This window comes from Marinobacter piscis (assembly GCF_007671655.1).
Taxonomy (GTDB): Bacteria; Pseudomonadota; Gammaproteobacteria; order Pseudomonadales; family Oleiphilaceae; genus Marinobacter; species Marinobacter piscensis.
This window is the reverse complement of the sequence record NZ_VCGX01000002.1, coordinates 878,707-898,766: the sequence shown is the minus strand read 5'-3', so window position 1 is coordinate 898,766 and position 20,060 is coordinate 878,707. Positions and strand designations below refer to the sequence as shown.

Here is a 20,060-nt window from a genome sequence, read left to right as displayed (position 1 = left end):
GAGCTGTTTAATGGGTCAACTGGACCACCTGCTGGAAAAGAACCGGGCCTGGGCTGAAAGCATCAAGGCCGAGAATCCGGGTTTTTTCCAGAGCCTGTCGAATCAGCAGGCACCGGAATATCTGTGGATTGGCTGCGCTGATAGCCGGGTGCCTGCCAACCAGATCGTTGACCTGATGCCGGGCGAGCTTTTTGTGCACCGGAACGTCGCGAATGTGGTGGTCCATACTGACTTTAACTGCCTCTCTGTACTGCAATTTGCTATAGAAGTGCTGAAGGTAAAGCACATTCTTGTCGTAGGGCATTATGGCTGTGGTGGAGTGAAGGCAGCCTTGCGTAATGAGGGGGCCGGGTTGATCAGTAACTGGCTCAGGCACGTACAGGATGTGCGTGACCGCCATCAGTCGCTGATGGATGCCAGTACGACGGAGCTTGACCAGATAGACCGCTTGTGCGAGCTCAATGTGATTGAGCAGGTAGGGCATGTGTGTCAGAACACGATTGTTCAGGAAGCCTGGAAACGAGGTCAGCGACTTAACGTGCACGGCTTCGTTTACGATGTGGCAGACGGTATTCTCCGGGATATGGGGTTGTCGGTTTCCGGTGCCGGGTGCTGGGAGCAGGTCCGGCAAAACAGTCTGGATGAGCTGGCTCTGCGCCCGGTGCGCTCGGGTCGTCAAAACGTAATTTAAGCGGTTTACTTCCCATGCAGAACTTACCGAACTCGCACCAGGCGCTGCTTAGAAATCAGCGTCTTCTAACCGGCCGGCTGGCGTTACTGGGCGTTGGCTCTTCGCATCTGCTGCGCGAACTCTCCGGCAAGGGTCTTGCGATGAGTGAACACCTGGGCGTGTTTAACGCGCTAGAGCGTCATGACAGCTGGCAGGCCTGTTTTGGCTATGACGACACAGCGCCGGCTCAAGGCCAGTACGATACCGTTGTGGTGTTTTTACCAAAAGCCCGGGCCGAGCTGGACATGCGTTTGGCCCTGGCGCACTCACTGGCAGCCGATGGTGCCCAGCTGCTACTGATAGGGGAGAAAAAAGAAGGCATCGCTGGCGCGGTTAAGCAACTTAAGGCGGTTTTTCCACAGGCCGCCAAGGTCGATAGCGCCCGCCATTGCCAGGTCTGGTGTGCAGAAGCAGTTGCGCCGGGACCTGCTTTCCGGGTTCAGGACTGGCTGAGTTGGAACCGGGTGGAGTGCAATGAGGTTGCTATCACAGTTGCCGGACTGCCCGGGATATTCAGTCAGGGCGATCTGGACAAAGGCACACGGGTTCTGCTGGAAACACTGGCGGAACACCCGGTACGTAGCGACCGGGTGCTTGATTTTGCCTGCGGAGCCGGCATTGTCGGAGCCTGGGTTCAGGCTTTGCACGCAGCGGAATCAATCCCGGTTCCGGCAGTGGATGGAGTGGACGTTCAGTCACAGGCTGTTATCTGTGCAAGGCAGACCTACGAGTATAATAATGCTACCGGTAGCATCTTTGCCTCTGATGGTCTCGCCAGCGTTGACGGCCATTGGCCTGCAATCATCAGCAACCCTCCCTTTCATTCAGGTGTTAAAACCGACACCTCCATGACGGAGCAGTTTCTTCGGGACGTCAGACAGCATTTGCAGCCGGGTGGTGAGCTGCGTCTGGTGGCAAACAGCTTCCTGCCATATGAGCCTCTGATAAAGCAGTTTATCGGGCGTGTCGAGCGACTTCGCGACGATGGCCGGTTTACGGTTTACCGCGCTTTCCGGGATTAGTGTCATGTCGAATGTAACAACGGCGGTGCTGGAGCTTTCTTCGGGCAGCCTGACACTGAGCCGGCCCGGCACCAGCGACGCGAGTCTTCGCGCATGGAGTGCCGCCGATGAGCTGCTGTTGAAAGAAGCCTTCGCCCACCTGGACGCTGTGCCTGATGCGCGGGTTCTGGTGGTGGATGATCAGTATGGGGCACTAACCCTTGGGCTCTCAGCCTGGTGTCCGGATGTTGTAGCCGATAGTGCACAACTGCGCGCCGCACTGACGCTGAATGCGGAACTGAATCCTGGTTCGTCAGCGCCCGGACACGTGTACAGCTGGGGGCAGCCACCGCCTGGCCAGTATGACCTGATTCTGCTGCGTATTCCTCGCGAAGCTGATTATCTTGCCTGGCTGCTGCGCTGGATCAACGATGCGCTCACACCTGGGGGTAGGTTACTGGCGGCCGGCATGATCAAGCATCTGCCGGATCGAAGTGTGGATGTGTTCAACGCCGCGGTGGACGTCCGGAACGTAAGTCGGGCCTTAAAGAAAGCACGCCTGATAACCTGCGGCCGCGGTGATGCAACACTGGATGATTGGTCGGGCGTCTGGAAGGGATACGAGCTGGATGGGAGTGGCATTCGGGTTATCGCAATGCCGGCCGTGTTCGCCCGGGAAAAACTGGACCAGGGTACCCGGCTGATGCTGCCGCACCTGCAAGCTGCGCTTCAGGCGTGCGGCCCCGACGCCCGGGTGCTGGATCTGGCCTGTGGCAACGGTGTTCTGGGCCTGAGTGCCCTGATGGCAAAGCCGGAACTTGAAATAACCTTCAGTGATGTGTCCAGCCAGGCGGTGCTGAGCGCCCGCCATAACACGGCAGCCGCATTCCCCAGTGCCAGGGCGCTGTTTGTGCATGCAGATGGTGTTGCCAGTGATCTTGAGCCGTTTGACCTGATTCTGCTGAATCCTCCGTTCCATGAGGGCGGTGTGGTGGGGGATCATATCGCCCTGCGGTTGTTTGAACAGGCATCCCGAAGCCTGTCAGCACGGGGGCGTATGCTGATGGTTGGAAACCGGCACCTGGGCTACCATAAAAGCCTGCGGCGCTTTTTCCCGCATATTCGACAGCTAGACGCCAACCCCAGGTTTGTGGTTTTTGAAGCCTGGCGCCATTGAATCCCGGAGGTTTATGACCCTTCCGGGGCAGGGCGGTCGTAACCCAGGCGGGCCAGGGTGTCCACAATGGTCTGAGTCTGGCTATCGATTTCTATATTTACCTTCATGCCTTCTTCGATGGTACCAAACGTGGTGGCGCGCAGGGTTTCGGGAATCAGGTGGACATTGAACCGGTTACCTTCAACTTCGCCAATGGTCAGGCTGGCGCCATTAATGGCAATAAAGCCTTTTGGAAAAATATAGCGAACCCAGGGCTCCGGTACTTCAAACCAGAGAGTGACGTTGTTTTCCGGCCGCAGAATCTCCGTCACACTTGCCGTTGTGTGCACGTGCCCTGAGAGCAGGTGACCACCAATTTCATCGCCAATCCGTGCGGCCCGCTCAAAGTTAACAGCCTGCCCTGGTTTGAGGTCGCCGAGCGTTGTCAGCGTAAGGGTTTCCTGCATGGCATCGAAGTACAGGGTGTTGCCGCTCTGCCGGGTGACCGTCAGGCAGGTACCGTTAATCGCAACAGAAGCACCGATAGTAACGCCTTCGGCAGTGTTATCCGGTAAGCGGATCGCGAAGGTGCTTAATCCGGTTACAGCGGCAATATCTTCAACAACGGCAATACCCTGAACAATACCTGTGAACATAAACAGACCTCATGGGAGAAGCAAAGAGCGGCACAGACGCGAAGGATAACGGGCGGGATGGCTGTTGCCAAGTTTGTAGACAGGAGCACACTTACAGATGTGCGTGTTCAAGATATAGCCGCCAGTGTCGATACCCTTAATAGCAGGCCTGGCCTGACAAACGCTCTTGAACCCAGTGGATCCCATACTATGGCTGAGAATCAGGTTGTTAAAGAGGCGTCAACAGAAACGCCTCAAGGTGCCGTGTTGCGACCTGGTCGTGCCGCTGATCCAGGCCCTGTGCCTGAAGAGCAGGTGGTGCCTGAGCCGGATTCCAGTGAACCCGCGCAGGATCAGGAAGAAAACAGTGAGCACACGGAGGACACGGCGCTGTCCCGGGCCAGAGTCAGGCAGCGCGCGCTCAGACTGATGTTGCGCCAGTGTGATCGCGTGGTGCTAATGGACTTCGATTTGCTGGCTATGAACAACTGGCCGGATAATTTCAGCCTTGCAAAAGCACGCCGGAACCGGGATCTGTGGCTTTTCAGTGCACTGTTAGCGGCCGCTTTATTTCTCAGCGGTCTGACGGGCTTTGTGCCAGCCTGGATTGCGGGCGGTGGCTTTGGCGCGTTCGTGATCATTGTGCTGCTCGGTATTCCGACCATCCGGCGCGTTTACACATCTGAACCCTCGTATCTGGATTTGCTTCTCAAACGCCAACGGATGCTGCGTGATGCCAGAAAACACGTGGAGCACCTTGAAGGTAAGGAGGGCCTGATCTGGCAATGTGCCCGAATGGCAGATTTTAACCCCGCATTGAGGCACGCGCGGTTCAGTGACTTTCTGCAACTGTCTGAGCAAGGGGTATTGGCCTCTGCTTTATACAGGCGGGAGCATATCAGGTTATACCTGATTTACCTGCTTGAAGCTGAGAAAGCCTATGACCGTGTACAGGCGGCCTTCTTTGAAGGTAATCAGGAAGCAATAGACCAGGGATGGCAAACGGTCGTGGCAGAACCAGAGCGCAAAGCTTGACATAAATGTGCTTCAAACGTATGTTTCAAACAGACGTTTGTCAGAGGCACTGAAAACAAAATGGCCCAGTTGAACACAGTTGACCGGATTCTTGATGCTGCAGAAGAGCTGTTTGCTGAACGTGGGTTTTCAGAAACCTCGCTGCGTATGATTACCAGTAAGGCCAGGGTCAATCTGGCTGCCGTCAACTATCATTTCGGGTCCAAGAATGCGCTGATACACGCGGTCTTTGCCCGCTTTTTAACACCTTTTTCCGCAACTCTCCAGCACGCATTTGATGAGCTTGAAGCCCGGTGTGAAGTTGATCCCCCAACCCTGAATCAGATCCTGTGGGCATTGACTGAAAGTGCCGTGCGTATGCCCCAGCGTAATGAGCGGGGAATCTCCATCTTTATGCGCCTGCTCGGGCTTGCCTATACCCAGTCACAGGGGCATCTGCGAAAGTTTCTGGAACAGGAATACAGCGAGCCGTTTAGCCGGTTTATGAGCTTGTTAAAAGATGCCACGCCGCAACTCTCGGCCGTAGACCGTTACTGGCGTATTCAGTTTATGCTGGGCGCCACGGCCTTCACAATGTCCAGCAGCGAGGCTCTGCAGGATATTCTGCGCAATAAACTTGGGGTTGAAACCACCGTCCAGGAAATTGCGGCACGCCTTGTTCCTTTCCTGGCCGCAGGCATGCAGGCGCCTGACACGTTTCAGATCCCTTCCGCTCCTGACAATAGTCCGGTTGCCTGAGCTGTCCCTGCTCGGTTAGGCTTGCTCCTGAATCTATTGGGAGTCGAACATGTTGTGAGCCAGCACAGTCTTAATGCCAGTTCCATTGATATCTGCCTGAACAGCCAGACCCTTACCCTGCTTGATGAGAAAGGGCGGAGTATCGCCGGTTATCCCGTTTCCACGGGTTTGAATGGCGCCGGTGAGCAAAATGGCAGTGGTTGCACTCCCAGGGGGGCGCATTATCTGCGCGCCATGGTCGGTGCCGGCTTGCCCGCCAACACCGTGTTTCGCGCCCGTCGACCTACCGGAGAGATCTACACTCCGGAGCTTGCAGCCAGTCACCCGGGGCGTGACTGGATTCTCAGCCGCATTCTCTGGCTCTGCGGGCTGGAGCCTGGTAAGAACCGGGGTGGAAATGTAGATACCTTCCGTCGTTTTATCTATATACATGGCACTCCAGATACAGAGCCCATGGGGCAAGCGCGATCCCATGGCTGTATTCGCATGCGCAATGACGATGTGATTGAGCTGTTTGGCGCAGCCCGCACCGGTATGCCGGTCACCATTCGCTGAACCCCGTTTAACAAAAGTGAGTAGAGGATTCCGATGATCGGAGAAATGATGGTCACCCTGAATGGCTGGATCAAAAGCTTTGGTGTGCTTACGGAAGGCTGGCGGGCAGGCATTATCGTATTTGTATTGGTGCTGGGCACGGCTGCCACTGCGTATATTGCCAGCCACGTGATCGCGGCTTTAGAACGGAAATTCGCTAAAACCCAGAATCTCTGGGACGACACAGCACTGCATGCAGCGCGCGCCCCGCTGGTGGCGTTTATCTGGATGCAGGGCGTGTACTGGGCTGCGGAGGTGGCTCACCATTATTCTTCCGCCGAGATATTCCAGGCAAATGGAGTGCTCATGCGGATCGGCTTCATCATTGTCCTGGTCTGGGCGCTGATCCGGCTGATAAAACGGGGTGAGAATATTCTTGTCTCCCCAGTAAAAATGCAAAAGCCCATGGATTACACCACCGTAAACGCGATAAGCAAGCTGTTGCGTGCGGTGGTTATTGTGACCGCGGTGCTCATTGGGATGCAGTCACTGGGGTTCAGTATATCCGGGGTAATGGCTTTTGGGGGTGTTGGGGGGATTGCCGTTGGTTTCGCCGCCAAAGACCTGCTGGCGAACTTTTTCGGGGGCTTTATTATTCACCTGGACCGGCCGTTCAAGGTAGGCGACTGGGTACGTTCGCCGGATCGCAACATTGAAGGAACGGTGGAGCACATAGGCTGGCGGCTTACGACTATCCGGACGTTTGATAAACGCCCCCTCTATGTTCCCAACGCGGCCTTTACAACCATCGCAGTCGAGAACCCCTCACGAATGACGAATCGGCGAATCTCTGAGACCATCGGGATTCGTTATGCTGATGTCAGCCAGATGGCGGAGATTGTTGCAGACATCCGTACCATGCTGGAACAGCATGATGATATTGATAGTAAACAAACGTTGATTGTTAACTTTCTCGCTTTCAGTCAATCCTCACTGGAGATTATGATTTATGCCTTCACCAAAACCACCCAATGGGTTCGGTACCATGAGGTGAAGCAGGATGTGCTTCTGAAAATCAGTGATGTTATTGAAGGTCATGGTGGTCAGGTAGCTTTCCCGACGCAGACCATACATTTTGGTGACGAAAGCTGGCTGGCTGAGCATGAGAAGGAGTCTGTTGACGCGGAACCGGAGAATGAGGAAGGAGCAAACAAAGAAACAGCCGATACAAAACGCGCCTTCCGCAGCAGGAATAGTGGCAGGAAGCATGAACGCAGCTGTCGCCAGGATACCCGGGCGGGTGACGTTGGTGAACAATCCCTGGAAGGGGAAGATGGAGAAGGAGAGGGAGATTGAGCACAGAAACTGACAATCGTGTGGTTGGGATTATCGGGGGCACAGGTCTGACAAGCCTTGCAGAGTTAGAGGTGGTCGGCCGACAAGCCGCAGCCACCCCCTATGGGGTGCCTTCATCAGCACTGACCCGCGGATCGCTGCAAGGCCAGTCTGTTGTTTTTTTATCGCGACACGGGAATCCGCACCGGATACCACCCCATGAGGTTAACTACCGGGCGAATATCAAGGCCCTGTACGATGCCGGAGTGCGCACGGTTGTCGGGGTGAACGCGGTTGGCGGGATACATTCAGATATGGAGCCGGCCTGTGTCGTCATCCCCGACCAGATTATTGATTACACCTGGGGTCGGTCAGGGACTTTTTTTGAGGGCGATCTGGAAGACGTCACTCACATCGATTTTACCTGGCCATACGATCAGGCCGCGCGGGATATTCTGATACAGGCTGCAACGGCTCATAATGTGGCATTTTCCGGTTTTGGTGTTTATGGCGCCACCCAGGGTCCAAGGCTTGAAACCGCTGCAGAGGTACGACGCCTGGAGCGGGATGGTTGTGATCTGGTGGGCATGACTGGCATGCCCGAGGCCGCCCTGGCGGCGGAACTGGGGATGCGCTACGTGTGCCTGGGGCTGGTGGTGAACCGGGCGGCCGGGAAGTCAGATCAGGTGGTGTCCATGAAGGAAATCGAGGCCGCCATCGAGAAAGGTATGTCTGGTGTACACCGCATTCTTGAAGCCTCGGTAGCCGGACTGGCAGCCCTTACCGATTTACCTTCCTGAAAAATATCAGAACGCCAATGGTGGGGGAGTCCAGAAAATGGATTTCCTCACTGCGCATCCGGCGGGTTTCGCGGATCCAGGTCAACAGTTCCAGCGGCACTTCAGGTTCCAGGTTCTGTTCTGCACCCACGGCAGCTGAAGATTCTGGCGTAGCGTCTGGCTCACCGCTGGCGGTAACGGCAGAGGTGGCAACCTTGCCCTCCTGCCAGTGATTCAGGTGAACGTTAACGTGCAGATAGCGTTTCCGGTCGATTTTGATATGGCCTTCTATTTCTCTCTGGCCCGCCCGGGAAAGCCAGTCCCCGATTTCCACACGCAGGGGTTCGCCCTGGTAGTTTTGCGGGAAACTCTGGTACCAGCCGGTTGCCATCAGCACCCGGTACTTACCGCTGTTTTCCAGCCGGTTAGCCGCATTACCAAGGTACAGCTGGTTGCGCCCGGATAGCTTCAGAGACGAGTGAGTGCTGCCATCGCCAGCTACGCTGTACAGGGTTTTGCGGGTATTTACCGGGGGCTTCACCTGGTGGCTAGCCATGCGCTCATTCACCGCATCCGGCGCGATAATACGTTCAAGGATCACAAATTCCGCCCGGTAGAGGTTGTCAGACCCCTGTTGGGCGTGAGCGGCCACAGAAGTTATTGCCAATAAAACGGCCAGCAGGGTGTGTGCCAAGCGCTGGCACAGGCGGTTACTGTCTGTCTGCAAGAGAATGCTCCAGTTTTTTCAGGGCCCTGTTTTCAGGCGGTGGTCAGGCAGTGGCTGCGCTTTTTTCCGGCATGAGTTCGCTCAGCATTGCTGCAATACCGTCGAGTTTACCATTGGTTGAGGTGTCCTTCAGCCGAAAACGGAAACTGTTGGCGCCATCCAGGCGGTAAGTGTCCGGCGCGGATTGCATTTTGTTAACCAGAACCAGCGGGTCGACCGGGGTGGCGTTACCAAACTCAAGGCTGGCCCATTCCTTGCCAGCATCTACTTTGACAATGCCCAGGGCTTCGGCCTGAAGCCGTAGCTGGGTTTGCCGGATCAGATTTTTGGCCGGCTCAGGCAATAATCCGAAGCGGTCGATCATCTCAACCTGAAGTTCTTTTAATGCATTCCGGTCGCTTACACTGGCAATGCGTTTATAAAGCATCAGCCTGTTATGGACATCTGGCAGGTAATCCTCGGGAATCAGTGCCGGGATGCGCAGATTCATTTCCGTGCCGTGGCTCAGAGGTAGCTCTGCATTGGGGGTGCGGCCTTCACGAATGGCTTTTACGGCTTCGTCCAGAAGTTGCATGTACAAAGTAAAGCCAATGTTTTCGATCTGGCCGCTCTGCTCGTCGCCGAGCAGTTCGCCGGCGCCGCGAATTTCCAGGTCGTGGGTTGCCAGCATAAAGCCGGCGCCCAGGTCCTGAGCTTCGGAAATGGCTTCCAGGCGCTTTTTGGCATCTGCAGAGATGGCTTTTGGGGGAGGCGTCAGCAGATAGGCGTAAGCTTGATGATGGGAACGGCCAACCCGACCCCGGAGCTGATGCAGTTGCGCCAGGCCGAATTTATCAGCGCGCTCAATGATAATGGTGTTAGCACTGGGAATGTCTATGCCAGTTTCAATAATGGTAGTGCACACCAATACGTTGAAGCGCTTGTGATAAAAGTCTGACATGATCTGTTCCAGTTGTCGCTCACGCATTTGCCCGTGGGCGACACCCACGCGGGCTTCCGGAACCAGACGCCGGAGATCCTCGGCCGTTCGTTCGATACTCGCTACATCGTTGTGGAGCATGTATACCTGGCCACCCCGGAGGACCTCCCGCAGGATAGCTTCTTTTATCATGGCCTCCTCTCGCTGGCGTACAAAGGTTTTTACTGAAAGTCGCCGGGCCGGTGGTGTCGCGATGATGGACAAGTCCCGTAAGTGTCCCATGGCCATGTTCAGAGTTCTGGGAATAGGCGTGGCGGTGAGGTTCAGCATATCCACCTCGGCGCGCAGGGCTTTAAGCTTTTCTTTCTGGCCGACGCCGAACCTGTGTTCCTCATCAATAATAACCAGGCCAAGGTTCTTGAACCGAGTGGTGCCTTGCAGGAGTTTGTGAGTGCCGATCACAATATCGGCTTGGCCGCTTTCAAGTGCTTCCATGGCTTTGCTGGTTTCACGGCTGCTGCGGAAGCGGCTGAGCAATTCGATGCTGACCGGTGTGTCCGAGAAGCGGTCCCGGAATGAGTCATAGTGCTGCTGCGCTAGCAGAGTGGTGGGCACCAGCACTGCTACCTGCTTACCGGACCAGGTGGCCAGGAAGGCGGCACGCATGGCTACTTCGGTTTTGCCAAAACCAACATCACCGCACACCAGACGATCCATGGGTTTATCGCTGGTCATATCCTCAAACACCGCTTCAATCGCCATTTGCTGATCCGGTGTTTCTTCAAAGGGAAATCCGGCCGCAAATGCCTGGTAGGCTTCTTTGGGGTTTTCAAAGGCGTAGCCTTTGCGAGCTTCCCGGCGGGCGTAAACATCAAGAAGCTCAGCGGCCGTATCGCGGATTTTTTCCAGGGCTTTCTGTTTGGCGGTGTTCCAACGTTCCGTGCCCAGTTTGTGCAAAGGGGCATGCTCTGTGTCCGTGCCCGCGTATCGGGAAATCAGATGCAAGCTGGATACGGGAACATATAGTTTTGAGCCTCCAGCGTACTCAAGCATCAGAAACTCGCTGGCGTCGCCTTCTACCGTAATGGTTTCCAGACCCAGATAACGGCCGACTCCGTGGTCTATGTGAACAACAGGTGAGCCGGTACGAAGCTCGGAAAGGTCACGAAAGGCGTTGTCATCAACGTCTGTGGGTTTTTCCCGTCGGCGGCTTTGCAGGACGCGCTCGCCGAACAGGGCTGTTTCGGTTATCAGGGCGATTCGCTGCTCTGGAAGCACAAGGGCTTGATCAATCGGGGCTGTGGTAATTCCCAGAGGCGCGCTCTCATCCGCCAGGAAGTCCTGCCAGCAGTCAAACCCTTCCAGTGTGAATTTGTTCTCGGAGAGGGTGTCTATCAGGGCCTCTCGACGCCCGGACGATTCGGCGCAAATAAGTGCGCGACCCTCAAAGCCCTCCAGAAAGCCTCTGAGTTTACCTGCGGGGTCTGCGGCGCGGGCGTTCATGGCGATATCGGGCAGCGGTTGGGTGGTGCAATTAACGGCCCCGCCGCCCTTTGCTGTTTCTGTGGTGGTCGTTACCCGCGGGAAGGCTTTCAGGTGGCCAAACAGCTCATCCGGCAGCAAAAACAGAGTCGCAGGCGGCAGGATGGGCCGATGCAGGTCATGCCGGCGTTCCTCGTAGCGGCTGCGGGTTTCACTGTCAAACATATGGACGGCGTCATTCAGGCCCGCAGCGGTAAAAACATGCGTGTTGGCCGGCAGGTAGTCGAACAGAGTAGCCGTCTGATCGAAAAACAGCGGCAGGTAATACTCAATGCCCGGCGGCGTAATCCCGTTACTGACGTCCTGGTAAACAGGTGCACTCTTATCGGCGTGGGGAAATTGCTCGAACCAGCGGTTGCGAAAGCCGGACCTGGCTTCTTTGTGCCATGGAAATTCGTAGGCGGGTAACAGCTCAATGCGCTCAATGCGGTCGATGGATCTCTGGGTTTCCGGGTCGAACGTGCGCAGTGTTTCTATTTCGTTATCAAACAGGTCGATCCGGTAGGGCAGATCGGAGCCCATGGGGTAGATATCAATAATAGAACCGCGAACCGCATACTCCCCGTGTTCGTATACGTTTTCTGCATGACGGTAACCGGCAGTTGCCAGTTGCTGCCGCCAAGTGTCTGTGTTGAGGGACTGGCCGGTTTCCAGCAGGAGCGTGTTGCCCTGCAGGTAGTCTGCCGGCGGTAACCTGTGCATCAGGGTGCGGGCCGGAACCACAATAATGCCATGTTCAGTGGCAGGTAGTCGGTGCAAAGCGCGGATGCGTTGTGAAACTATGTCCTGGTGAGGAGAAAACAGATCATACGGCAGGGTTTCCCAGTCAGGAAGTGACAACAGCTCCAGCTCCTCTTCAGTCACAACTGCGCCGCCGTTCCCCGGGCTCAGACCGAGAAAAAAGCGCAGGGACTGTTCAAGGCGGATTGCTTCGGCTGTACTACGGGTAATTACTAAGGTAAGCCCCTTGTGTACCCGGGCACTTTCGCAAATAGCGAGGGCGTCCGCGCTGCCGTGCAGTTGTCCCCAGGTCCGGTGGTCGGCTGCTTTTACGGGGAAGGCCGGTGCAATCAATGTTTTCGGCGCGGCGGAAGTAGGGACACCTTGACTCATGAGCGGTTGTAATCTCCGACTGTTAGGTTTGGGGTCTGGCGCGGCGGCTATTCTACCGCCGGCGGATGCCCGTGTCATGGCAGTAGAGTTACGATGTATATGCCAGTTCCGATTTGCTGAAAGCAGGTTTAAGTTGGATAATACGCCACCTGAATTATTCCATGTGCTAAACAGGGGTTTTACCGTGAGCCACGAACAGATGAACCAGTGCCTGTCTAACTGGATGGACAGAGAAGCTACTGCGGAGGCAATGATTCCGCTGATTGGTCGCCTTTACCGGAAAAATAACATTGTTACTTCCGTTTATGGTCGTGCCATTATTAATCAGTCGGTTATCGACATTATCCGCGCCCATCGCTACGTACGTCAGGTAGAAAGTGGTGAGCTGTCCGTTAACGATACGCTGCCCATCCTGCAGGCCATGGATCAGATGGAGCTGGGCCGCGCCCACGTGGACATTGGGAAGTTGGCGGTAAAGTTCAGGCAGGTCGGTGGCGATCTGACAGAATTCCTGAAACAGGAAATCGGCCCGGTGGTGGGGCAGTATCCTGCACAGTCTGAAGAAGACGCCAGCAATGGCACCAAAGATGTCGTGCTGTATGGCTTTGGTCGTATCGGGAGGTTGCTGGCCCGTATTCTTATTGAAAAGGCCGGCGGTGGTAACAACCTTCGCCTGCGGGCTATTGTGGTTCGCCCGGGTGGTGCAGATAATGATTTGCAAAAGCGCGCCAGCCTGCTGCGCCGTGACTCAGTACACGGTCCTTTCAATGGCACAATTCGTGTGGATAAAGAAGACTCTGCCCTGATTGCCAACGGCAATTACATCAAGGTGATTTACTCGGATGGCCCGGACAAGGTGGATTACACCCAGTATGGCATCGACAATGCCATTGTCATCGATAACACTGGTAAGTGGCGGGATGAAGAGGGCCTGGGCCTGCACCTCAAGTCCAAAGGTGTAAGCCGCGTTATCCTGACAGCGCCTGGCAAGGGCGATATCAAGAACATTGTGTACGGCATCAACAACGACTGGATCACTGATGAAGACAAGATTCTGTCGGCTGCGTCCTGTACCACCAACGCCATTACTCCGGTTCTGAAAGCGATTCACGACGAGTATGGTATTGAAGACGGGCATGTTGAAACGGTTCACGCCTACACCAACGACCAGAACCTGATTGATAATTACCATAAAGGCAGTCGCCGCGGACGCAGTGCTGCCCTGAACATGGTAATTACCGAGACAGGTGCAGCAAAAGCGGTTTCCAAGGCGTTGCCGGAGTTGACCGGTAAGTTGACCGGGAACGCAATCCGGGTTCCGACGCCCAACGTGTCCATGGCCATTCTGAATCTGAATCTGGCAAAAGACGTGGACGTTGAAGGTGTAAACGACTACCTGCGCGACATGGCTTTGCACTCCGAACTGCAGAAGCAGATAGATTTTGTGAACTCGCCCGAAGTGGTTTCTACTGATTTTGTGGGCTCAAGGCACGCCGGGATTGTTGATGCTCAGGCCACTGTTGCCGGGGGCAAGCGCCTGATTCTGTACGTTTGGTACGACAACGAATTCGGTTATAGTGCTCAGGTGGTTCGTGTGGTGAATCAGATGGCGGGGGTTGATTACCCGATCTTTCCCAAGCGCTCGCGTGACTGAGTGAGTACGCCAGCTACGGTGTAGTCATCTCTCAGACCCGGTGCCGCAAGGTGCCGGGTTTTTTTTGAGTGAAGGCAAATTGCAAGTGGTTACGTATCCGCACAAACCGGTCTGCGTTTCCGGTGGAAATAGCGTGCCTTAAACTCTATAATTGTCGCGATTTTTGGTATGTCTGGCTTCCTGTTTCTCAAGTACTCTGGGCCGCTGGGGCCAGGCCATGCGAATTCATAACCAGTTTCTGATGATTGGATGAGGCTAATGATCAAGATCAAAAAAGGCCTGGATCTTCCCATCAGCGGCACTCCCGAACAGACCATTACAGATGGAAAGCCAGTGCGCCATGTGGCGTTGATTGGCTACGACTACAACGGCATGAAGCCGACAATGGCTGTTAAAGAGGGAGACCGTGTTAAGCGCGGTACGCTGCTGTTCACGGATAAGAAGACCGAGGGCGTTCGTTATACGTCACCCGCCGCGGGGGTGGTGAAAGAAATCAATCGCGGTGCGCGTCGGGTATTTCAGTCCATTGTTATCGAAGTTGATGGCGACGAAGCTGAAACATTTGCCCGTTACAATGACTCTGATCTTGCGGGTCTTGAGCGTCAGCAGGTTGTCGATAATCTGGTTGGGTCCGGTTTGTGGACCGCCCTGAAGACCCGGCCTTACAGTAAAACGCCGGAAATCGACAGTGCGCCGCACTCTATCTTTGTCTCTGTCATGGACACCAATCCGCTGGCGGCCGATCCCACAGTGATCATCGCTGAGCATGCGGCAGATTTTGAGAATGGACTGACGGTTCTCAGCCATCTGACCTCGGGCAAGGTATTCATAACCGGCCGTCCCGGTTCGGATGTGTCTGTACCCAAAACGGACAGATTCGAGATTCAGCAGTTTGACGGCGTACACCCGGCCGGAAACGTCGGTACGCATATCCATTATCTTGATCCGGTGTCCGCCTCCAAGACCGTCTGGACTGTCAATTATCAGGATGTGATCGATATCGGGCAGCTGTTCACCACAGGTGAGCTCAATGCTGGCCGCATCGTTGCGTTGGGTGGCCCCAGGGCCCGGAAGCCACGCCTGGTCCGTACCCGTGTGGGCGCCAGCCTTACAGAGCTTCTCGAGGGTGAGGTTACCCCGGGCGATGAGATTCGTGCTATTTCCGGGTCTGTGTTCGGTGGCCGTCGTGGTGAGGGTCCGGTTGCTTATCTTGGTCGCTTCGCTAACCAGGTCTCTATTCTGGAGGAAGGAACCAAGCGTTACTTTATGGGTTGGCTGACGCCAGGTGCAAACAAGTTCTCGGTGCTGAACATTTACTTGTCCAAACTTGCCAGTAACAAGCGGTTCAACTTCACCACAACTACAAACGGTAGTGAGCGGGCCATGGTACCGGTCGGTGCGTATGAGAAAGTGATGCCGCTGGATATCCTGCCTACCCAGTTGCTCAGGTCGCTGATTGTCGGGGATACCGAAATGGCGCAGAAGCTCGGCGCTCTGGAACTGGAAGAAGAAGATCTGGCACTGTGCACCTTTGTGTGTCCGGGTAAATATGAATACGGTCCGATTCTCCGTGAGAACCTGACCCGAATCGAGATCGAGGGCTAATACGATGTCTATCCGACAGTTTCTCGATGGAATCGAGCATCATTTTGAACAGGGTGGCAAATACGAGCGCTGGTACGCTCTGTATGAAGCTGCTGATACCATTTTTTACACACCGGGTTCGGTAACCTCCACAACCTCCCACGTGCGTGATGGCATTGACCTGAAGCGCATTATGATCACGGTATGGTTGTGTGCCTTTCCGGCGATGTTCTTTGGTATGTGGAATATCGGTTTCCAGGCCAACAACTTCCTGGCATCCAACCCGGATGCTCTGGTGGGTGATGGCGGTCTGCGCACAGCCTTTATTCAGGCGCTGGCGGTAACCGGAGCCGGTGCCGGTATCTGGGATAACTTTGTGTACGGAGTGGCGTACTTTGTTCCCATTTATGCGGTTACCTTTATTGTTGGCGGCATCTGGGAAGTTCTGTTTGCAACCGTGCGTCGTCATGAAGTCAACGAAGGCTTCTTTGTAACCTCGATCCTGTTTGCGCTGATTTGTCCGCCCACGATTCCCTTGTGGCAGGTGGCTCTGGGTATTACCTTTGGTGTTGTGATTGGTAAGGAAGTGTTCGGTGGTACCGGTAAAAACTTCCTTAACCCGGCATTAACCGGCAGGGCGTTTCTGTACTTTGCCTACCCGGCACAAATCTCCGGCGATACTGTGTGGACGGCGGTTGATGGCTTCAGTGGCGCAACCGCGCTCAGCTGGGCGGCCAGTGGCGGTCTTGAGGCTCTGGAAGCCAACATTGGCTGGATGAGCGCCTTCATGGGCACGGTTCAGGGCTCAGTGGGTGAAACCTCCACGCTGGCAGTGATGATCGGTGGCCTGATTCTTGTAGGAATGGGTATTGCCAGCTACCGGATAGTGGGTGGCGTGCTGATCGGCATGATCGCAACCGCTGTACTCATGAACGTAATCGGCTCAGCCACCAACCCGATGTTCACGGTTCCGGCACACTGGCACCTGGTAATGGGGGGCTTTGCCTTCGGCATGATGTTCATGGCAACCGATCCGGTTTCTGCCTCCATGACCAATACAGGCCGGTGGTGTTTCGGTATTCTGGTGGGTGTGATGACGGTACTGATCCGGGTTGTTAACCCGGCCTTCCCGGAAGGCATTATGCTGGCGATCCTGTTCGCCAACCTTTTTGCGCCGCTTATGGACCATTATGTGGTTCAGGCAAACGTTAAACGGAGGCTTGCTCGTGGCTAAAGCTAAAGAAACCGTCTCCAGAACGCTGCTGGTTGCTCTGGTACTGAGTATTGTGTTCTCCGTGGTGGTGTCCACTGCGGCGGTCGTTCTGCGGCCTCTGCAGGTACAGAACCAGAACCTGGATATCAAGACGAATATCCTGTCTGCCGCGGGCATGCTTAACGAAGGCGCCAGTGCCGAAGAAATCGAGCGCACGTTCGCTGAGTTTGACGTGCGACTGGTTGACCTTGATACCGGTGACTATGTTGAGCCGTCTGCTGTCGGGGTTGAAGACCCGATGAAGTACGATATGTACAAAGCCTCCTCCGACCCTGAAATGTCGACGAACATTTTGTCTTCGGCGGACAAAGCCGGCATCAAGCGTCGTCCCAACGTGGCCAAGATTTACACGTTGAGCGAAAACGGTGATATCAAACGTGTGGTGCTGCCTGTGCACGGATACGGCCTGTGGTCCACCCTGTATGGCTTTATGTCCCTGGAGGGTGATCTGAACACGATCGAAGGGCTGGGGTTCTATTCGCACGCAGAAACACCTGGCCTTGGTGGCGAAGTGGATAACCCACGCTGGAAGTCCCAGTGGGTTGGCAAGGAACTTTATGACGCGGATAAAACCGAGCCGAAGATTCGCCTGCTCAAAGGCGGGGTAGGCGCGGATACGCCGAACAAGCAACACAAGGTGGATGCCCTGTCCGGTGCGACGCTGACCAGCCGTGGCGTTGAGCAGCTGGTTAATTACTGGATGGGTGACCAGGGTTATGCCACCTTCCTCAAGAAACTTCGTGAAGGGGAGGTCTGACCATGGCTGAAGTAAACGCCAAGCAGGTTCTATTTGAGCCGATCTTCAGTAACAACCCGATCGGGCTACAGATCCTGGGTATCTGTTCAGCGCTTGCGGTAACCACAAGCATGAGCGTAACCATTGTTATGTGTCTGTCGGTTATTGCAGTAACTGCGTGTTCAAACCTGGCGGTCTCCCTGGCTCGTACCCAGATCCCGGCCAGTATCCGGATTATCGTTCAGATGACGATCATTGCCTCACTGGTTATTGTGGTGGATCAGGTCCTGAAAGCTTACGCCTACGAAATCAGTAAGCAGCTTTCCGTGTTTGTCGGACTGATCATTACCAACTGCATCGTGATGGGTCGGGCAGAGGGTTTTGCTATGCAAAACGGCCCTTGGCTGAGCTTCCTGGACGGTGTTGGTAACGGTGTAGGCTACTCGGTCATGCTGCTGTTTGTGGCATTTTTCCGGGAACTGCTCGGTGCCGGTTCGCTGTTCGGCGTCACTCTGCTGACTCCGGTTAACGAAGGTGGCTGGTACATTACCAACGGGCTGCTGTTACTTCCGCCCAGCGCCTTCTTCATTATCGGGCTTGCGATCTGGGGTCTGCGTACCTGGATGCCTGAGCAGGTTGAAGAACCGGACTTCAAGATGTCCCGCCACACTCATAAGGAGGCCTTCTGATGGAGCATTATATCAGCCTGCTTCTTAAGGCAATTTTCATTGAGAACATGGCGCTTGCGTTCTTCCTGGGTATGTGCACGTTCCTTGCCATCTCCAAGAAGGTTGAAGCTGCTACAGGCCTGGGCATTGCGGTTGTTGTCGTTCTGACCGTAACCGTGCCGGTGAACAACCTGATCTACAACAACATTCTGCGTGAAGGTGCGCTCTCATGGGCGGGGCTTCCGAATGTGGATCTGAGCTTCCTGGGGCTGATCACCTACATTGGTGTTATTGCAGCCATTGTCCAGATTATGGAAATGGTTCTGGATAAATATATTCCGGCACTCTACTCCGCACTGGGCGTGTTTCTGCCGTTGATCACCGTTAACTGCGCCATCCTGGGTGCAGCGTTGTTCATGGTAGAGCGTGACTACTCGTTCGGCGAGAGTGTGGTTTATGGCTTTGGCGCCGGTGTGGGCTGGGCTCTGGCTATTATTGCTCTGGCCGGTATCCGTGAAAAACTGAAGTACAGCGATGTTCCGGACGGTCTGCGTGGCCTGGGAATCACCTTCATAACCGTAGGTCTGATGTCCCTTGGCTTTATGTCCTTCTCGGGAATTTCCCTGTAATTCACCCGGTGATGCGGTTTAACGAAAAGGCGAGACCATGTATACAGAAATAATACTCGGCGTGGTCATGTTCACCGTTATCGTTCTGGCGCTTGTGGCGATCATCCTCGCCGCAAGATCCAAACTGGTAAGTACCGGTGATGTGACCATCGAAATCAACGACGACCCGGAGCACACCCTGAAGACGGAAGCCGGGGGCAAGCTCCTGGGTACCCTGGCCGGCAGCGGAATTTTCCTTTCCTCAGCCTGTGGCGGTGGCGGGACCTGCGCCCAGTGCAAGTGCAAGGTGTTTGAAGGTGGCGGTGCCATGCTGCCCACAGAAAAGACCCACTTCACTAACCGTGAAGAAAAGGAGGGCTGGCGGCTGTCGTGCCAGGTTCCTGTCAAACAGGACATGAAAATTGAGGTTCCTGAGGAGTTCTTCGGGGTCAAGAAGTGGGAGTGCGAGGTTGTGTCCAACCACAACGTTGCAACCTTTATTAAAGAGTTGGTTCTGAAACTGCCTGAAGGCGAAGAAGTGGACTTCCGCGCCGGTGGTTATGTTCAGCTTGAGTGTGGCCCCTTCGAGATCGATTTCAAGGATTTCGATATTGAAGAAGAGTTCCGCGAAGACTGGGACAAGCACGATATCTGGCGTTACAAAACCATCAACAAGGAAGAGACGGTTCGTGCCTACTCCATGGCGAACTACCCTGAAGAGAAAGGCGTTCTCAAGTTCAATATTCGTATTGCAACACCGCCTCCGGGTACTGATCACTCGCCGGGCATTATGTCCAGCTATGCGTTCAACCTGAAGCCGGGAGATAAGGTTACGGTCATGGGACCATTCGGTGAATTCTTTGCCAAGAAGACCGATGCCGAAATGATTTTTATCGGTGGTGGTGCCGGAATGGCACCCATGCGCTCCCATATCTTCGACCAGCTCAAGCGCCTGAAGACCGATCGCAAGATCAGCTTCTGGTACGGCGCCCGGAGTGTCCGCGAAATGTTCTACGTGGAAGACTTCGACACGCTTGAGAAAGAAAACGAAAACTTCGAATGGCATGTGGCGCTCTCAGACGCACTGCCTGATGATAACTGGGATGGCCCGACGGGCTTTATCCACAACGTGCTGTACGACAAGTATCTGAAGGACCATCCGGCGCCCGAAGATTGTGAGTACTACATGTGTGGGCCCCCGATCATGAACGCATCTGTGATCAAGATGCTGAAAGACCTGGGTGTAGAAGAAGAGAATATTATGCTGGATGACTTCGGAGGATAAGCCCTTAA

18 protein-coding genes are annotated in these 20,060 nt (G+C 55.0%); 15 read left to right on the top strand and 3 right to left on the bottom strand.

Going from position 1 to position 20,060, the window contains the following annotated elements; genetic code table 11:
• Nucleotides 1-10 precede the first annotated feature (10 nt).
• From can to FFI95_RS09755, 3 genes are read left to right on the top strand one after another with little or no spacing between them, the layout of a single operon-like run.
• A complete protein-coding gene (can, locus tag FFI95_RS09765) occupies nucleotides 11-691 on the top strand; it encodes a carbonate dehydratase (RefSeq protein ID WP_144822213.1) in 681 nt (226 codons plus the stop codon).
• 14 nt (nucleotides 692-705) lie between these two features.
• Nucleotides 706-1,752 (top strand): methyltransferase, encoded by a 1,047-nt coding sequence (locus tag FFI95_RS09760; RefSeq protein ID WP_144822212.1) that lies wholly within the window; start codon nucleotides 706-708, stop codon nucleotides 1,750-1,752.
• A gap of 4 nt (nucleotides 1,753-1,756) precedes the next feature.
• Nucleotides 1,757-2,908, top strand: coding sequence for a class I SAM-dependent methyltransferase (locus FFI95_RS09755; protein WP_144822211.1), 1,152 nt, complete (start codon nucleotides 1,757-1,759; stop codon nucleotides 2,906-2,908).
• A gap of 11 nt (nucleotides 2,909-2,919) precedes the next feature.
• On the opposite strand, the gene FFI95_RS09750 is transcribed toward FFI95_RS09755, so the two are convergent.
• Entirely contained in the window at nucleotides 2,920-3,543 is a 624-nt protein-coding gene (locus tag FFI95_RS09750) for a riboflavin synthase subunit alpha (protein ID WP_144822210.1), read from the bottom strand.
• Nucleotides 3,544-3,732: 189 nt separating this feature from the next.
• Between FFI95_RS09750 and FFI95_RS09745 the strand changes: the two genes are divergently transcribed.
• The 5 genes from FFI95_RS09745 (at nucleotide 3,733) to FFI95_RS09725 (ending at nucleotide 7,964) form a co-directional block, all read left to right on the top strand.
• Nucleotides 3,733-4,557, top strand: coding sequence for a hypothetical protein (locus FFI95_RS09745; RefSeq protein ID WP_144822209.1), 825 nt, complete (start codon nucleotides 3,733-3,735; stop codon nucleotides 4,555-4,557).
• A gap of 60 nt (nucleotides 4,558-4,617) precedes the next feature.
• On the top strand, nucleotides 4,618-5,295 hold the full coding sequence (locus tag FFI95_RS09740) for a TetR/AcrR family transcriptional regulator (RefSeq protein ID WP_144822208.1): 678 nt from the start codon (nucleotides 4,618-4,620) through the stop codon (nucleotides 5,293-5,295).
• Between the two features lie 90 nt (nucleotides 5,296-5,385).
• A complete protein-coding gene (locus FFI95_RS09735) occupies nucleotides 5,386-5,850 on the top strand; it encodes a L,D-transpeptidase family protein (RefSeq protein ID WP_425463061.1) in 465 nt (154 codons plus the stop codon).
• A gap of 33 nt (nucleotides 5,851-5,883) precedes the next feature.
• The gene (locus FFI95_RS09730; protein ID WP_144822206.1) at nucleotides 5,884-7,185 is read left to right on the top strand and encodes a mechanosensitive ion channel family protein; all 1,302 of its coding nucleotides are present in this window, start codon (nucleotides 5,884-5,886) and stop codon (nucleotides 7,183-7,185) included.
• A complete protein-coding gene (locus tag FFI95_RS09725) occupies nucleotides 7,182-7,964 on the top strand; it encodes an S-methyl-5'-thioinosine phosphorylase (RefSeq protein ID WP_144822205.1) in 783 nt (260 codons plus the stop codon). Before FFI95_RS09730 ends, FFI95_RS09725 begins: the two co-directional genes overlap by 4 nt.
• On the opposite strand, the gene FFI95_RS09720 is transcribed toward FFI95_RS09725, so the two are convergent.
• Nucleotides 7,945-8,670, bottom strand: a complete 726-nt coding sequence (locus tag FFI95_RS09720; protein WP_246069470.1) for a CsiV family protein — start codon at nucleotides 8,668-8,670, stop codon at nucleotides 7,945-7,947. The genes FFI95_RS09725 and FFI95_RS09720 overlap by 20 nt on opposite strands.
• 43 nt (nucleotides 8,671-8,713) lie before the next feature.
• Nucleotides 8,714-12,244, bottom strand: a complete 3,531-nt coding sequence (gene mfd / locus FFI95_RS09715) for a transcription-repair coupling factor (protein ID WP_144822203.1) — start codon at nucleotides 12,242-12,244, stop codon at nucleotides 8,714-8,716.
• A gap of 199 nt (nucleotides 12,245-12,443) precedes the next feature.
• Here mfd and FFI95_RS09710 point away from each other — a divergent pair, with 199 nt between their 5' ends.
• The 7 genes from FFI95_RS09710 to nqrF all read left to right on the top strand — a co-directional run bounded on the left by FFI95_RS09710 (nucleotide 12,444) and on the right by nqrF (nucleotide 20,052).
• Complete coding sequence (locus tag FFI95_RS09710) at nucleotides 12,444-13,898, top strand: glyceraldehyde-3-phosphate dehydrogenase (RefSeq protein ID WP_246069498.1); 1,455 nt, start codon at nucleotides 12,444-12,446, stop codon at nucleotides 13,896-13,898.
• A 258-nt stretch (nucleotides 13,899-14,156) separates the two neighbouring features.
• Nucleotides 14,157-15,503 (top strand): Na(+)-translocating NADH-quinone reductase subunit A, encoded by a 1,347-nt coding sequence (locus tag FFI95_RS09705; RefSeq protein WP_144822201.1) that lies wholly within the window; start codon nucleotides 14,157-14,159, stop codon nucleotides 15,501-15,503.
• Between the two features lie 4 nt (nucleotides 15,504-15,507).
• Nucleotides 15,508-16,716 (top strand): NADH:ubiquinone reductase (Na(+)-transporting) subunit B, encoded by a 1,209-nt coding sequence (locus tag FFI95_RS09700; protein ID WP_144822200.1) that lies wholly within the window; start codon nucleotides 15,508-15,510, stop codon nucleotides 16,714-16,716.
• Complete coding sequence (locus tag FFI95_RS09695) at nucleotides 16,709-17,512, top strand: Na(+)-translocating NADH-quinone reductase subunit C (RefSeq protein ID WP_144822199.1); 804 nt, start codon at nucleotides 16,709-16,711, stop codon at nucleotides 17,510-17,512. Before FFI95_RS09700 ends, FFI95_RS09695 begins: the two co-directional genes overlap by 8 nt.
• Before the next feature lie 2 nt (nucleotides 17,513-17,514).
• Nucleotides 17,515-18,180, top strand: coding sequence for an NADH:ubiquinone reductase (Na(+)-transporting) subunit D (locus tag FFI95_RS09690; protein ID WP_144822198.1), 666 nt, complete (start codon nucleotides 17,515-17,517; stop codon nucleotides 18,178-18,180).
• Nucleotides 18,180-18,788 carry an NADH:ubiquinone reductase (Na(+)-transporting) subunit E gene (gene nqrE / locus FFI95_RS09685; RefSeq protein WP_144822197.1) on the top strand — a complete coding sequence of 203 codons (609 nt, stop codon included), beginning with the start codon at nucleotides 18,180-18,182 and terminating at the stop codon, nucleotides 18,786-18,788. The genes FFI95_RS09690 and nqrE overlap by 1 nt, the downstream gene beginning before the upstream one ends.
• A 37-nt stretch (nucleotides 18,789-18,825) precedes the next feature.
• On the top strand, nucleotides 18,826-20,052 hold the full coding sequence (nqrF, locus tag FFI95_RS09680; protein ID WP_144822196.1) for an NADH:ubiquinone reductase (Na(+)-transporting) subunit F: 1,227 nt from the start codon (nucleotides 18,826-18,828) through the stop codon (nucleotides 20,050-20,052).
• Nucleotides 20,053-20,060 lie beyond the last annotated feature (8 nt).

Bases quoted from the DNA above. Each gene is read 5' to 3' on its own strand.
- FFI95_RS09730 (WP_144822206.1), top strand. From the start codon at position 5,884: ATGATCGGAGAAATGATGGTCACCCTGAATGGCTGGATCAAAAGCTTT.
- FFI95_RS09755 (WP_144822211.1), top strand. From the start codon at position 1,757: ATGTCGAATGTAACAACGGCGGTGCTGGAGCTTTCTTCGGGCAGCCTG.
- can (WP_144822213.1), top strand. From the start codon at position 11: ATGGGTCAACTGGACCACCTGCTGGAAAAGAACCGGGCCTGGGCTGAA.
- FFI95_RS09750 (WP_144822210.1), bottom strand. From the start codon at position 3,543: ATGTTCACAGGTATTGTTCAGGGTATTGCCGTTGTTGAAGATATTGCC.
- nqrF (WP_144822196.1), top strand. From the start codon at position 18,826: ATGTATACAGAAATAATACTCGGCGTGGTCATGTTCACCGTTATCGTT.
- mfd (WP_144822203.1), bottom strand. From the start codon at position 12,244: ATGAGTCAAGGTGTCCCTACTTCCGCCGCGCCGAAAACATTGATTGCA.
- FFI95_RS09740 (WP_144822208.1), top strand. From the start codon at position 4,618: ATGGCCCAGTTGAACACAGTTGACCGGATTCTTGATGCTGCAGAAGAG.
- FFI95_RS09710 (WP_246069498.1), top strand. From the start codon at position 12,444: ATGAACCAGTGCCTGTCTAACTGGATGGACAGAGAAGCTACTGCGGAG.
- FFI95_RS09760 (WP_144822212.1), top strand. From the start codon at position 706: ATGCAGAACTTACCGAACTCGCACCAGGCGCTGCTTAGAAATCAGCGT.
- FFI95_RS09745 (WP_144822209.1), top strand. From the start codon at position 3,733: ATGGCTGAGAATCAGGTTGTTAAAGAGGCGTCAACAGAAACGCCTCAA.
- FFI95_RS09690 (WP_144822198.1), top strand. From the start codon at position 17,515: ATGGCTGAAGTAAACGCCAAGCAGGTTCTATTTGAGCCGATCTTCAGT.
- FFI95_RS09705 (WP_144822201.1), top strand. From the start codon at position 14,157: ATGATCAAGATCAAAAAAGGCCTGGATCTTCCCATCAGCGGCACTCCC.
- FFI95_RS09700 (WP_144822200.1), top strand. From the start codon at position 15,508: ATGTCTATCCGACAGTTTCTCGATGGAATCGAGCATCATTTTGAACAG.
- nqrE (WP_144822197.1), top strand. From the start codon at position 18,180: ATGGAGCATTATATCAGCCTGCTTCTTAAGGCAATTTTCATTGAGAAC.